The organism is Streptomyces sp. NPDC085927 (genome assembly GCF_044540975.1).
In the GTDB taxonomy this organism is placed as follows: Bacteria; Actinomycetota; Actinomycetes; order Streptomycetales; family Streptomycetaceae; genus Streptomyces; species Streptomyces hirsutus.
Map to the genome: position 1 here is coordinate 450,915 of NZ_JBITSN010000001.1, position 13,185 is coordinate 464,099.

Genomic DNA, 13,185 nt, shown 5'->3' on the forward strand with positions numbered 1-13,185 from the left:
ACGACCCGCAGTCCACGGCCCGCACTCCGCGCCTGCCCTACAACACCGCGGTCCCCACCCGCCGGGCCACTTCCTCCGCGGCGAACCGCACGAACCCCTCGGGGTCCGGCTCGTCCCCCGTCGGCTGGAGGATCACGGAGTCGGCCCCGGCGTCGGCCAGCCGGTGGACCGCCTCGGCGACGGCACCGGCGTCCCCGGCCACTCCGAGATCGGGTTCGGAGCCGACGCCCTCGGCGATCAGCTCGGCGCGGAGCCGTTCGTCGGCACCGGGCCCGGTGGCGGTGAGGAGATAGGCGACGACTGTGTGCGCCGTGGCCTCACGCCCGGCCGCCGCGCGCCCCTCGTCGATGAGACGCCGGGCACGCCGGACGCCCTCGGGTGAGGTGGACGCCGTGAGAATGGTGCCGTCGGCGACCTCGCCGGTGAGCCGCAGGGTACGCGGCCCGGTAGCGCCGGCGAGTACATTGACCTCCCCCTCGGGCGGCCAGTCGAGGGCGACGTCGTCGAGGGTGACGTACCGTCCGTCGACGGTGAGCCGCTCCCCGCGCAACAGGGCGCGCAACGCGACGAGATGCTCCCGCAACAGCGTCACCGGCGACTCGACCCGGGCCCCGACCTGCCCCATCCAGTCCTGCACACCGTGCCCGACGCCGAGGACGGCCCGCCCGGGGAACATCCGGTGCAGGGTGGCGGCCTCCATGGCCGTGATGGCAACGTTCCGCAACGGCACGGGGAGCAGCCCGACCCCGATCCGTACCCGCTCCGTCCAGGCCAGCGCGGCGGCGGCCGTGGAGATCCCGCCCTCCCGGAAACAGTCCTCCCACAGCCACAGCTCATCCAGCCCGGCGTCCTCCGCACTGCGGGCGACGGCACGAAGACGCTCAGGAGCAAGCTGCGGCCGGAACACGGCACCAAGTGTGGTCATGGCGATCTACCTACCCGGGGCTCTCGAAGCTGACGCTCCTGGCGATCGCCCGCAGGATCGCCCGGTACTCCTCGCGCCGGGCCGGGGCCGTGGTGGTGAGCGTGAGGACAGCGAGCCGCCGGCAGTCCGGGTGGGGGAGGTGGGCGTGCAGGTGGAGAAGCGTGCGCTGCGGCAGACCACTCCCGCCGCCGGGTGCGGACGTCGACTCGCTGAACGTGGCGGGCCCTGCGGGCAACTCGACGAACTCGACACCCGTATGCCCTCCCACGGCCGTCACGGCACGGGCAGCGGTGACACTCCGGGGCGCGGCGGCTGTCTCCCGCCAGGAAATCGTGAACAACGAGAACAACGGCCCCCCACGACCGCCCACCCCACTCACATCATCCCGATGCAACCCAACAGAACAATGCACGGTGCCCACTTCGCGGAGAGCGGCGAGGAGTTGCTGACCGGTGGCGAAGGCTGCGATGAACTGCTGACGGGATGCCTCATCAGGCGCAGTATCGACAAACGGTGCGGCCGCTGCCCGTAAACGTTCTCCTGCCGGGGAATTCGGGCCGGGGAGCAGGGCGTCCAAGGGCAGTGGGAGAAATCCCGGTGGTTCGACGAACCACAGCTCGGCGAGGGGATCCGCCGTGGAAGCATCGACAATGATCACAGGTGCGCTCAAGGCCCTGTCCCTTCGTTCCCCCTGATGCCGGAGACCGCATCAGGGGGCACAGCGTCGACGAACCGCGCTCCGGCACGACGAGCACGCTCAAGGTCTACGGGATTCGCATCCTCCCAACTCCGGCGCGGGGCACGCTCGTCGAAGGAAGACGGTTGATAAAGGAAGTGCAGCCGCCTGGGCGCCTTACCGTCCCGGGAGGACACAGCCACGACACCCAGGAACCGCGGATCCCCTGCAAACCACAGAGGCTCCAGTTGCGCCTTGAGCGCAGGCTTCGTACGTGGCCCCCCGATACGCCGTAACCACCAGAACGCCCGGTGGTGCTTCACAAACACCAAGGGGGCCCCTGCGCCTGAACGACTCGGGGGGTCGGGGAACTCGATCCAGATCCCGGGAGCCTCCGCATCTGGGTGATCATCAATTCCTCGCGCTGCGTCGTGGTAGATCCGCCAGGGGTATTCACGAAGGACCCTCAGCACATTAAACGCAACTGAAATCCCGTGAAGTTGCACCACTACTCGATAGAACCCATATACCCAATATGGAATGAATACCCACACAAGCCAGTCCGGGCCATTCACGGACACTCCCAGCAGGATCACCCAGCCACCAGCCCATGCACCCAAGCCGAGGAAACTCACGACAAGGCCCACTGACCACGCCCGGCGGGTGGACCGTGAACCCCAAGCAGTTGGCCGGTCGGCAGATCGCATCTGCTCCCTTTCCTCAGAACGCGTCAGAAGAGGTGACGAGCAAGACCATAGATTGCTCCGGAATCCAGCAACAGGCGCGAACCATCAATACCGGCTACTGTGCCGTCCTTCACGCTGTCGTCGTCCGCGTCCACCAGCTTGTTGTGGAGACCAAACCCGGCAGTCCCAATGCCGACGACGCCTGCCGTCCCCTCCACAACCTTGGCTGAGGCTTCGGGATTATTCGCGCCTCGCACAGCACGAGCCACTAGCGAATTTCCGAGGTCAGCCACAGCCCTTGCTTCATCCATGGCCTTCGTTCCGACCACCGCCACCCGATCCCCGATGGTGGCACCTGCCGTGCCACTCAGCGCAGCCCGAATACCCGCGTATCCCCCTTTACCAACCGCCCCGACCCCCGGTAGCGATCCCACAAGATCCGCACCAACTGATACCGCATTACTCCAGAAGTCGGCATCCAGTTCACCGTTCCGGACTCCATCCCACAGAGACATCCTCACTTCAGGGTCGGAAATCCGCAGCGCGAAGGCAGTCAAACTCACCGCTGAAGACGCGAGCATCAGCACCGCCACAGTGGCCAGACTCCATCCCAGAGGGCCGGAAAGGAGGAGGGCTGCGACGACGATCAGCCCCGCCGTGAAGCTGAGGATGTCCGGCAGGTTGTCCGTCAGCCAGTCGAGTGCCTTGTCGAACATGCCGGGCTCATGCGGAGCCAGCTTCTTCGTCGCTTCGCGGATCTTCGTCGCGCGATGCTTGGCCTGGCGCTCATGTTCCTCGGCCAGCCTCTTCGCCTTGCCGATGACCTTGTCGAGCTCGGCCCGGGCCTCTTCGACATCCGCGTGGGCACGGGTCAGCGCCCGCTGCGCCGCGCTGTCCCCGTTTCCCTTCTTCTCCAGGTCGGGATGATCCTCCGCCTTGGTGGCCCGCCCCTTCGCCAGGTCCACCGCGGCCTGCGCCTCTTCGGCGTCGCTCTCCAGCCGTTTCGCACGCCGCTGGAAGTCGTCCACATCGCTTTCCCAGCAACTCAGTTGCTTGGCCGCCTTACGAAGGGAGCGGGCGGCGTTCCTCAGGTTCAGCGGCAGCGGACCACCGTCGAGCTGTTCACGGAAGGCGACGGCGGCATCGCCCTTCCAGTAGCTGCCGTCCAGCAGCTTGGTGACCAGTTCATGGGTGTCCTCGAGTACCTTCGCGCAACCGCTCAGCTTCTTGTGCAGTCCGCGAATGGTCTCCGTGTCACCCGGTACGGGGTTGAATCCCAGGTGCGGATAGTCGGGGTACGGGATGCGGGGCGCCGACTTGAGTCCCTGGGGCTTGCCGAGGTCGGCCCTCGACTTGGGATCGAGAGCCGCGCCGGTGTCGTCGATCTGGGTGAGGGTCATCGTCCCCCGCCCCCGCCCTTGCCGGCACGGGCCCGTTCGAGGGCCGCTTCCAGGGCCTTGTCGACTTCGAGGTAGCTGTCCTTGCTCTTGCCGATGATCTCGGCGAGGTCCTCGGTCTGCTTGCCGATCTCCTCGGCTCCGTACTTCCAGGTGTCCTGGAAGGCCTCACAGGCACGGTCGAGGTCGTCCGTCCCGAGTCCGGTGACCGTCGCGTCCAAGAGCGCCTGCCGTACACCCCCGAGCGAACTCGAGGACTTGCGCAGCGACTTCATGAACCGCCCGAGCTCGTCCCCGTCGACCGCCAACCGCGGCTCAGCCATACGCCCGCCCTCTCCCGATCCGTCTGCACCCATGGAAGGAACGAGAGGTTCCGTCTTTCGTGGCGCGTCCGGAGCGGAGGGCCCTCTTTAGGAGGAGTGCGTGGGTCGGCGGTTGATGGCCTGGATCCCCTGTGGGACTGTCCTGGACTTTGTGCATGCCCCGGCGGGATCCGTCCGGCCTGGGTCAGGGCCGTCCCCGTGCCCAGGCCGGGAGCTGTGACCAGTTCAGGAGACGGCGCCGGCCATCCCGCCGCCGCCGGTGGCGACGCCGCCGATCGGCCTGGGTGCGGAGAAGGGGGGCGTGTCCGGGTGACACGTTGTTCCGGCCGGCGGGAGGGTGCCGTCGATGAAGTAGCGGCCGGTGTACGTGTTGATGCAGCTGCTGGGGTTGAGCAGTGCGGTGTGTCCGTACCCGTCGTGGGTGAGCAGACGGGCGTTGGCCAGCTTCTTGGCCATGGCCTGCGCGTTCGTGTAAGGGGTGGAGGGATCGTAGGTGGTGCCGACCACCAGGACGGGGTGGGCCGTCGGCTTGTTCCACGGACCGAGGTAGCGGTTGGCGGCGACCGCCGGCCAGGTCGAACACCCCTCCACGGCCCAGGTCCAGAAGCGTCCGGCGTCTCCCGCACGGACGGCGCTCGCCTCCTCCAAGCCGTGATAGACGTTCGGGTCACGCGGATTGGGGCTGTCGCCGCATACGACCGCAGCGCCCTGTTCCTCGCCCAGGTACGGATTCGGATTCGGGACCGCGGGTGCGGGCGGGAACGGGGACGGCTCCGCGACACGACCCTGCCACAGGTCCTGCAGCCTGCCGGCGAGTTCCGTCCATCCGGGGTGGACGATGTAGAGGCTGTTCACCACGTCGGCGACCGTGCCGGCATAAGTCCAGGCGCCCACAGGCTGCTTGCGGAGCTTCTGCATCAGCTGGTCGAACTTGTCCCGGGTCGCTTCCGGGCTGCCGGCGGAGAAGGCGCAGTGGGCGGTGGTGGCGGACCCGCACAGGGTCAGGAACTTGTCCAGGGTCGCTGCCGCGGTGCGGTCCGAGCCCATGCGCAGGAAGGTGGTGAGCCGGGGGTCGTCGTCGGACGCATGGTTCGTCCAGGCCTCGGGGTCGATGTTGCTGTCGAGGACCATGGCGCGGACCTTGTCGGGGAAGAGGTTGGCGTAGGTGGCGCCCAGGATCGTGCCGTAGGAGATCCCCTGGTAGGTGAGTTGTGGCTCCCCCACTGCCCGGCGGAGCTGGTCGAGGTCCCGGGCGGTGTCGGTGGTCGACACGTGGCGCAGGAGCTCGGGGTCGCGCTGCTCACAACGCCGGGCCAGATCCTTGTACGCGGCGATGAAGGCCGCCCGTTCCTTTTCTCCCACCGGGAAGCCCGCCGCTTTGCCCGCGTTCCAGTCAGCGGCTTCCTCGGGGCTCGCGAAGCAGTTCACAGCAGTGCTGCTGCCGATCCCGCGGGGGTCCCAGCTGATGATGTCGAACCGCTCCCGCACCTCGCGCGGGAATCGCTCGTAATTCTGTGGCATCTGCACCGTTCCGGGCCCGCCGGGGCCGCCCGGATTGAAGAAGAGGGTGCCGATGCGCCGGCCGGGGTCGGTGGCCTTCCGTTTGACGACTGCCAGCTCGAGGGTGCGCCCGCCTGGGTTGTTGTAGTCCAGCGGCACCTTCGCGGTCGCGCAGTCGAACTCGCTGCCCTGAACGCAGGGGCTCCAGTCCAACTGCGGGGCGGGCACGGAAGGTGTGGGCGCGCCTCCGGCCACGGCGAGGTTCTGCCCGGTCAGTGCCGTCGAGCAGGTCACCAGCGCTGCGATGACCGTGGCGTGGCGTCGGTGACCCGCTCTGAATCTGCGTATAGGAGGCATGGGCGTACTCCGTCCCTCTCGCACTTCGTCGCTGAGCGCCCGAGGCCGCCAATGCCCCCTGGACCTCGGCACGCGTCCGTGTCCACGACACAGCGATCCGGCAGCGCACGCGAGGCAGTGCGGCCGAATGGGCGAATTACCGCAGCCCGGTGATACGCGTGGTGATGACCAGCATCACCACACCACCGGCCCAGTCCCGGCAGTGTGGATCTGCGCGAAGGTGAGAAGGAGTGCGTGGTTCAGCGGTTGATGGCCTGGATCTCCTGCACGACGACGTCCTGGGTGGCGCCGAAGGTGCCGTCGTCAAGGTCACCGCCCGCACCGCCGGTACCGGTCCACTCGATCTTCCAGGTGACCGTGGCCTGGAGCGGGAAGGTCCCGTCGCCCGAGGACCGCAGGTACTTCACGCCACAGGGCGGGTCCTGGTCCGCCTTGCCCCTGGCGTACGGCTCGCCGATGCGACCGCCGTTGATCTGACAGACACCGGACGCCGGGAACGTCTCCGCGTCGGGAGTGCCCGGATCGATCTCCAGCGACACCGGCACCGCCGTGGCCGTCGCCTCAATACCGATCACCGGCACGGACGCGGTAACCGAGACCGGCCTGAACTCCGCCCCGTCCAGCCACGCCCACGTCGGAAGATTCACCTTGGCCTCCTCGGCAGGAGCCAACGTCACCTCCGTACCCGGGACACGAATCTCGGCATAGGCCAGCTCCGCGAGAACCTCCGGAGTAACCGCATTCTCGATACCGGCCGGCGGGGGATCACCCTGGTCCACCCAGAAGTAGTCCTCGTCACAGGAATCCCAGCCCGGGGGATAGCTGTCATTGACGTAAGAACCCCACCAGTGGCCCTCGCCCGTCTTGTCCTTGTTGAAATCCTTCTCGGGGTCGTCCGGGTTGAGATACTTCTTCCGCTGCTTGGCGTCCCACTCGTGCCCCGTCGATCCGGCCTCCCAGATCGGCTCCAAGTGCTTCTGCAACTGCTCCGGCGTGTACTTGGGCGCATACCAGCAAGCAGGCGGCGACCACGACGTGGACGACCTCAACGCCCCCGCGGAGCCACCACGCCCATTCTTCGCACGATCGAACACCACCCCACCCACGGTGACAGAAACAGTGCCATCCCCACCGGTTTCGGCATGCTGCTCCGTCCCGTCACGTGTGCCGTGCTCCCCCCGCCCGCCGGCAAACGCCGCAGGTGCCACGAGCACGGGAATGGAGACTAGTGCGGCAAGAGCCGAAATCCTTGCTGCCTTTCCTATGGCTGGCACTCCTTGCTCCCCCGGTTCGACGCGACATCAGTAGTTTGCCAGACGCCATCAGCACGCTTTTCGAGCTTGGTGTTGTAGAGGACGTAACTGTCTGCCGTCGTCGGCGTATTCTCGACTTTCCCGGTTTTCTTGTTCTTGATGAACGACTTGCTTTCATCGGAGCAGTAGGTGACATAGGCACCGTTTGCCCCAGACAGGCTCACCTTGTAGTCGAAGTACCGAGTCTCACCGACCCAGCTGTCGCCCTTCTTGATGTATCGGAGCGCATAGGTGATCGAGCCACTCAGAGCCTTCTCGGCGTTGTAGAAACCGAGCGCCTCGGTGTCCGTACTGCCGACGAAGATCGCTTCATCAACAGAGTTGACGCTCAATGCGCTGTCCGCGAGAACCGCGTCCTTCACAGGATCGCCCGTCTTCTCATAATCAAAAACATTCTTCGCATCCGAGGGAAAATCGATCTTCGGGCGCCCCCCGGCGGCCGGAGCCGATGATTCGCTCGGCGAAGCCGATTTCTCGTCCCCCGTGTCCGCGCCCGCGATCTTGTCGCTGTCCTTGTCCTTGGCGGAGCCCTCGTCGCTGCCGCCGCAGGCGGAGAGCGTCAGGGCTGCGGTGGCGGTCAGCGCGAGCGCTGCGAGCAGGGTGGGGCGGCGGTTCACAGTCGGCTCCCGGTGGGGCGAGGCTTCTCTCGAGCGAAGCAACGCTATCCAGCGATGCGTAACGGCACCAGAGAGATCAGTGACGACCTGCCGGGCGTATCCGGCCAAACCCATCACCACGCCACCCACTTGGAACGGACCCGTTACGCAAGTCCACACCGCCGACACCCCGGGCGTCGCTGTCGACCGAAGGCGTTGTCACAGGGGGGCGCTAGGTTCACTGCTCATGGGGCCGGCAGTGGCGTACTCATCGTCATCGAGCCCTGTATCGAATGTCATTGACGCTTCATCAGGAGTTTTTGTCATGAGTATGGAAGCCACCTTCGCGGACTTCTCCGTCCACCCGGCCCGGCTGGCCAACGCCGAGGTCCGGCACGAGGACGGCCGGTTCGCCGGGTCCCATCTGGCGCTCGGCGCGGGTGGGTCCGTGACCCTGGAGTTCGAGGTGGAGGATCCGGCGGACATCCCTCAGGCGACGCTCACCATGACCGCCCTCGTCTCCAAGCTCGGCCCCGAGCCGGGATACGCCCCCGTCGACGTCCTGCTCCAGGGGGAGGCGCTGGCCGAGGGACTGACCGTGCCCGGCGGCGGCGACCTCCCGCAGGACAACGTCTTCGCGGTGCCCGGACATCTGCTCAAGGCCGGCACCAACACCCTGGAGATACGCTCCTCCGCCAAGGCCCGCAGCATGTTCTGGCTCTACCGGATCACGCTGGACCCCGTCGGCGAGCGCGGCCGCTCCGAGCGTGCGCGGACAGCACAGGCCGCTCAGGACTCGGTCTTCACGTACCGGACCGAGCGCCGCTGCGCCCATGCCTCCTCGTCCCGTTCCTGGGAGGCGGCTCCCCGGTTGCTGTTCCACATCGACCGGGACGAGCACTCGCTGCCCGCGCAGCTCGGCTGGCAGGGCGACGACGGGACCGAGACGGCCATCAGTTTCCAGTCCAACATGTCGGACTTCCACGGCGTCCACCGCGCCGCCGACGGTACGGCGTACGAGTACCGGGGCCTTCTCACCGGCAGGTGGCCGTACTCGGAGGGCATGCCGAACGCCCCGGTCTCCGGCTCGCACCACCTGCACCGCTTCCACACCGAGGAGGGCTGGGGCGGCGGCTGGCACCGTTCCCACGACCTGCGGCTTTTGGTGGACGACGGCGGTCCCGCCCTCGTGGAGCGGGTGACCTGGCGCGACCAGCGCGGCAACTCCGGCGTGGCCGTGCTGCACACGTTGTCGAACGAGGTCGAGGCCACCGATGTCGAGGCGAGCGACGAGTTCGAGGAAGCGGGAGAGATCGCGGCGAACCTCATCGACGAGTCCCGGGACAAGTGGCTGGCCGGCGACGACGTCGCGCTGCTCGACTTCACCCTCGCCCGTCCCGTCGCCATCACCTCGTACACCCTGACGTCCGCGAACGACTTCGCCGAGCGCGACCCGCGCGACTGGACCCTCCTCGGCTCCCACGACGGCGATGCCTGGACGCCCCTGGACGTGCGGATCGGCGAGCGGTTCACCGACCGCTTCGAGACGAGGGAATTCTTCCTGCGTCCCCACCCCGACATGCCCGCCTTCCGGTTCTACCGCCTCGACATCACCCGCAACTCCGGCGGCAACGAGACCCAGCTCACCGGCGTCCGCTTCATTGAGGCTCCCGCCGGCAAGGGGTTCACCGGCTACTACCAGCGCTACAACGAGGGCCCCATCGGCTACCGGGGTACGCCCGTCCCCTCCCCGTCCGCCGACCTTCCGACGCCCCGCCTCGCCTCGGACCTGGACGCCGCCGTGGCGAGCCTGACCGAGACCGCCCAGTCCCTGGCCGCCCTTGCGGCCCGCCTCCGCAACAACTGACCATAGGGAGAGAGAACAGAAGGGTCGGAGGTGGCGACGGTGGCGTGGCGGGACGGGCGTGGGGAGTTGGTCGTGCCGGGTGCCGAGGGGCGGCCGGACCTGCGCGTGCCCCTGGAGATCGCCGCTTCCTACCGCGCCCGTACCAAAGGGCTGTTAGGGCGGAGCTCGCTCGACGGCGCTCTGCTCCTCTCCCCCGCCAACAGCATCCACACCTTCCGTATGCGCATACCCATCGACGTCGCCTATCTCGACCGACGCCTCCGCGTCCTCGCCGTACGCACCATGCCGCCGGGGCGACTCGGACTGCCGAGGGTGCGGGCGCGGCATGTCGTCGAGTCCGAGGCCGGGGCGATGGCGGGGTGGGGGTTGCGGAGCGGGGTCCGGGTGACCGTGGTGACGAGCCCTCCCGGCCTCACGGAGTGAAGCCGGAAGGACCGGAAGATCCGCGCGAAGGTGAGGAGGAGTGCGTGGGTCAGCGGTTGATGGCCTGGATCTCCTGCACGACGACGTCCTGGGTGGCGCCGAAGATGCCGTCGTCAAGGTCACCGCCCGCACCGCCGGTACCGGTCCACTCGATCTGCCAGGTGACCGTGGCCTGGAGCGGGAAGGTCCCGTCGCCCGAGGACCGCAGGTACCTCACACCACAGGGCGGGTCCTGGTCCGCCTTGCCCCTGGCGTACGGCTCACCGATGCGACCGCCGTTGATCTGACAGACACCGGACGCCGGGAACGTCTCCGCGTCGGGAGTGCCCGGATCGATCTCCAGCGACACCGGCACCGCCGTGGCCGTCGCCTCAATACTGATCACCGGCACGGACGCGGTAACCGAGACCGGCCTGAACTCCGCCCCGTCCAGCCACGCCCACGTCGGAAGATTCACCTTGGCCTCCCCGGCAGGAGCCAACGTCACCTCCGTACCCGGAACACGAATCTCGGCATAGGCCAGCTCCGCGAGAACCTCCGGAGTAACCGCATTCTCGATACCGGCCGGCGGGGGATCACCCTGGTCCACCCAGAAGATCTGCTCCTCACAGGAATCCCAGCCCGGCGGGAAGCTCTCGTCGACGAACGAATCCCAGAAGTAGCCCTCGCCCTCCTTGTCCTTGTTGAAGTCCTTGTACGGCTTCCCCTCGACATACCGGTCCCGCTGGGCGGCATCCCACTCATGCCCCGTCGATCCGGCCTCCCAGATCGGCTCCAAGTGCTTCTGCAACTGCTCCGGCGTGTACTTGGGCGCATACCAGCAAGCAGGCGGCGACCACGACGTGGACGACCTCAACGCCCCCGCGGAGCCACCACGCCCATTCTTCGAACGATCGAACACCACCCCACCCACGGTGGCGGAAACGGTGCCGTCGTCACCGACTTCGGCACTCTGTTCCGTCTCGCCATCCGTGCTACCACCGAAGCCCTTCTCTGCATATGAAGGGGTGGCAGTCGCGAAAACAAGGGCTGCAAGTCCAAGAGGAAACAGCAGATGACCGCATCGAATCAAGGCTGGCACTTCTCACTCCCCCTTTGGGAGATCAGCCGCTCGGTAATCCATACCCCATCCTTGCTCTTACGCAGGGTGCCGGCGTATACGACGTAAGAGTCCTTGCTCGCCGATGTGACGTCGACCTTTCCAGTCTCCAGGAACTTGTTGAAAGCCCTGCTCTGGTCCTCGCAGTACACAAGGGAGGCGGTTCCGTCTCCCTTTATGGCCACGCTCTCGTTGTAGAAGCGGGTCACGCCCGTGGTGCGCGCCTTGTGATCAACAAATTCTTGAATGTACTTCTGGCTCCCCGCAGCAGCCGTGCCCTCGGAGTAGAAGCGGTAAGCCTCGTGAAGCGGATCCTGCTCGGCGATGGCCATGTCCACAGCCTTGATGCGGTGCTCAGCATCATTGAGCACCGCATCCTTGTCCGCGTCTCCGGTCTTCTTCCATTCGAACGTGTACGTGACGTCTGCGGGCAGTTCGATCTTCGGGCGCCCCGCAGCGGCCGGAGCCGATGATTCGCTCGGCGAAGCCGATTTCTCGTCCCCCGTGTCCGCGCCCGCGATCTTGTCGCTGTCCTTGTCCTTGGCGGAGTCCTCGTCGCTGCCGCCGCAGGCGGAGAGCGTCAGGGCCGCGGTGGCGGTCAGCGCGAGCGCTGCGAGCAGGGTGGGGCGGCGGTTCACAGTCGGCTCCCGGTGGGGCGAGGCTTCTCTCGAGCGAAGCAACGCTATCCAGCAATGCGTAACGACACCAGAGAGATCAGTGACGACCTGCCAGGCATATCCAGCCAAATCCATCACCACTCAACCCACTTGGAACGGACCCGTTACGCAAGCCGGCCCGACGATGCTCCGGGCATCACCGTTGACCGAAGGTGTTGCCACAGGGGCCGTCAGCCGGTGTACGACTCGAGTGTGCCGCGGCGTCGGATGTCGAGTGTCGCGCAGTGGAACGAGCCGCCGAACGGTGCGTAGTGCAGCAGGTCGCACGGGATCGGCTCGAACCCCCATTTCTCCAGCGCGCGCAGCATGTCGGTGTGGTGCCGCTCCGCGATCACCCGTTTCTCGTCGATCATGAGAACGTTCATGCTCAGCCACTTGCCGCACATCGAAGTGACTTTGAGTAAACGGTCGTCGATAGGGCGGGGTTCGGGCGCGATCAGGACGTCCCACGAACTCAGGGCGTCGGGTAGGCGGTCGACGTCGATGTATTCGGGGTTGACCAGCACCTTGCCGGGCGCGAGGAGGACGAACGTCGTATCGATGTGCATGGGTGCGCGGCAGCGGCTCTCGATTTCGTGGATGCGATAGCCGGGTCCTAGATGGCGGCGCAGCCAGTCGATGCCCATCCGGTTGGTGACGTTGCTCCGCGTGACGAACAGGTCGCGTCCCGCGCGTACGAAATCCGCCGCGTCGAACACCGGCTCGAACTCGGTGAGGATGTAGCGCATGGGCTCGCCAGCCTCGGGGATACGGAAGTCCGCCTCGAAAAGTTCGTCGGTGAGCTGCGGCTTGGGGGCCGCCGTCCAGCGCGCCCCTCGCCGGAAGTACTCCTTGAGGATCGCGCGGTAGGAATGGGTCTCGAAATACCGGCACGGCCATGCCATCGGGGTCTCGATGATCTCGTCGCCGATCACGAGCATGCTGTCGCGCGGACACGTGTTGCAGAAACCGCGTGACGACCAGTCGGGGGTACCGAAGCGCCGCCGGTGGTCGACCGCGTCCGGGCGCCTGACGGTGACACCGAGGGACTGCAGGAGGGCGATGAACTGATCGAGCTCCTGCTGCGCCCGCTCGATCAACGGGCGCGGGTACCTGAATCCGGCGGCAAGCCCCTGCATCCGCGCCGCCCATGGCGGGATGTTGCAGGTCACGACCGGATGGCCGGAGGGGATCGTCGCACCGTCGAGACGCCCGACGATGATCTCCTCCAGCGGGTCCCACTCATTGTGGGAATTGACCGGAGAAACGAGAGGTTCTGAAGTGCCGCCAGTTACGGCCGATCGCGCCGGACGCGCATCGGCATCTGCCGCTGCCTCGATACCACGTCTTGGCGTTACCGCCATGTT

The 13,185-nt window shown here is 66.8% G+C and carries 12 protein-coding genes; 2 read left to right on the forward strand and 10 right to left on the reverse strand.

What is annotated here, in order from left to right; genetic code table 11:
- Positions 1–37: 37 nt before the first annotated feature.
- The 7 genes from ACIF80_RS02095 to ACIF80_RS02125 all read right to left on the reverse strand — a co-directional run bounded on the left by ACIF80_RS02095 (position 38) and on the right by ACIF80_RS02125 (position 7,794).
- Positions 38–925, reverse strand: coding sequence for an LLM class flavin-dependent oxidoreductase (locus ACIF80_RS02095; RefSeq protein ID WP_399798211.1), 888 nt, complete (start codon positions 923–925; stop codon positions 38–40).
- Positions 926–935: 10 nt separating this feature from the next.
- Positions 936–1,193, reverse strand: coding sequence for a hypothetical protein (locus ACIF80_RS02100; RefSeq protein ID WP_399798214.1), 258 nt, complete (start codon positions 1,191–1,193; stop codon positions 936–938).
- A 1,138-nt stretch (positions 1,194–2,331) separates the two neighbouring features.
- On the reverse strand, positions 2,332–3,687 hold the full coding sequence (locus tag ACIF80_RS02105) for a hypothetical protein (RefSeq protein WP_399798216.1): 1,356 nt from the start codon (positions 3,685–3,687) through the stop codon (positions 2,332–2,334).
- On the reverse strand, positions 3,684–4,007 hold the full coding sequence (locus ACIF80_RS02110; protein WP_399798219.1) for a hypothetical protein: 324 nt from the start codon (positions 4,005–4,007) through the stop codon (positions 3,684–3,686). The genes ACIF80_RS02105 and ACIF80_RS02110 overlap by 4 nt, the downstream gene beginning before the upstream one ends.
- Before the next feature lie 225 nt (positions 4,008–4,232).
- A complete protein-coding gene (locus ACIF80_RS02115) occupies positions 4,233–5,864 on the reverse strand; it encodes an alpha/beta hydrolase (protein ID WP_399798222.1) in 1,632 nt (543 codons plus the stop codon).
- Between the two features lie 239 nt (positions 5,865–6,103).
- A complete protein-coding gene (locus ACIF80_RS02120) occupies positions 6,104–7,078 on the reverse strand; it encodes a hypothetical protein (protein WP_399798224.1) in 975 nt (324 codons plus the stop codon).
- Positions 7,079–7,125: 47 nt separating this feature from the next.
- Positions 7,126–7,794 (reverse strand): hypothetical protein, encoded by a 669-nt coding sequence (locus ACIF80_RS02125; RefSeq protein ID WP_399798226.1) that lies wholly within the window; start codon positions 7,792–7,794, stop codon positions 7,126–7,128.
- Positions 7,795–8,098: 304 nt separating this feature from the next.
- Here ACIF80_RS02125 and ACIF80_RS02130 point away from each other — a divergent pair, with 304 nt between their 5' ends.
- Entirely contained in the window at positions 8,099–9,640 is a 1,542-nt protein-coding gene (locus ACIF80_RS02130) for an alpha-1,2-mannosidase (RefSeq protein ID WP_399798227.1), read from the forward strand.
- 39 nt (positions 9,641–9,679) lie between these two features.
- Entirely contained in the window at positions 9,680–10,063 is a 384-nt protein-coding gene (locus ACIF80_RS02135) for a DUF192 domain-containing protein (protein WP_399799379.1), read from the forward strand.
- A gap of 49 nt (positions 10,064–10,112) precedes the next feature.
- Here the strand turns inward: ACIF80_RS02135 and ACIF80_RS02140 are convergent, their stop codons facing one another.
- The 3 genes from ACIF80_RS02140 to ACIF80_RS02150 all read right to left on the reverse strand — a co-directional run bounded on the left by ACIF80_RS02140 (position 10,113) and on the right by ACIF80_RS02150 (position 13,182).
- Complete coding sequence (locus ACIF80_RS02140) at positions 10,113–11,144, reverse strand: hypothetical protein (protein WP_399798230.1); 1,032 nt, start codon at positions 11,142–11,144, stop codon at positions 10,113–10,115.
- Positions 11,132–11,800, reverse strand: coding sequence for a hypothetical protein (locus ACIF80_RS02145; RefSeq protein WP_399798232.1), 669 nt, complete (start codon positions 11,798–11,800; stop codon positions 11,132–11,134). The genes ACIF80_RS02140 and ACIF80_RS02145 overlap by 13 nt, the downstream gene beginning before the upstream one ends.
- Positions 11,801–12,009: 209 nt before the next feature.
- Positions 12,010–13,182, reverse strand: coding sequence for an amidinotransferase (locus ACIF80_RS02150; protein ID WP_399799382.1), 1,173 nt, complete (start codon positions 13,180–13,182; stop codon positions 12,010–12,012).
- Positions 13,183–13,185 lie beyond the last annotated feature (3 nt).

Bases quoted from the DNA above. Each gene is read 5' to 3' on its own strand.
- ACIF80_RS02115 (WP_399798222.1), bottom strand. From the start codon at position 5,864: ATGCCTCCTATACGCAGATTCAGAGCGGGTCACCGACGCCACGCCACG.
- ACIF80_RS02150 (WP_399799382.1), bottom strand. From the start codon at position 13,182: ATGGCGGTAACGCCAAGACGTGGTATCGAGGCAGCGGCAGATGCCGAT.
- ACIF80_RS02110 (WP_399798219.1), bottom strand. From the start codon at position 4,007: ATGGCTGAGCCGCGGTTGGCGGTCGACGGGGACGAGCTCGGGCGGTTC.
- ACIF80_RS02095 (WP_399798211.1), bottom strand. From the start codon at position 925: ATGACCACACTTGGTGCCGTGTTCCGGCCGCAGCTTGCTCCTGAGCGT.
- ACIF80_RS02105 (WP_399798216.1), bottom strand. From the start codon at position 3,687: ATGACCCTCACCCAGATCGACGACACCGGCGCGGCTCTCGATCCCAAG.
- ACIF80_RS02130 (WP_399798227.1), top strand. From the start codon at position 8,099: ATGAGTATGGAAGCCACCTTCGCGGACTTCTCCGTCCACCCGGCCCGG.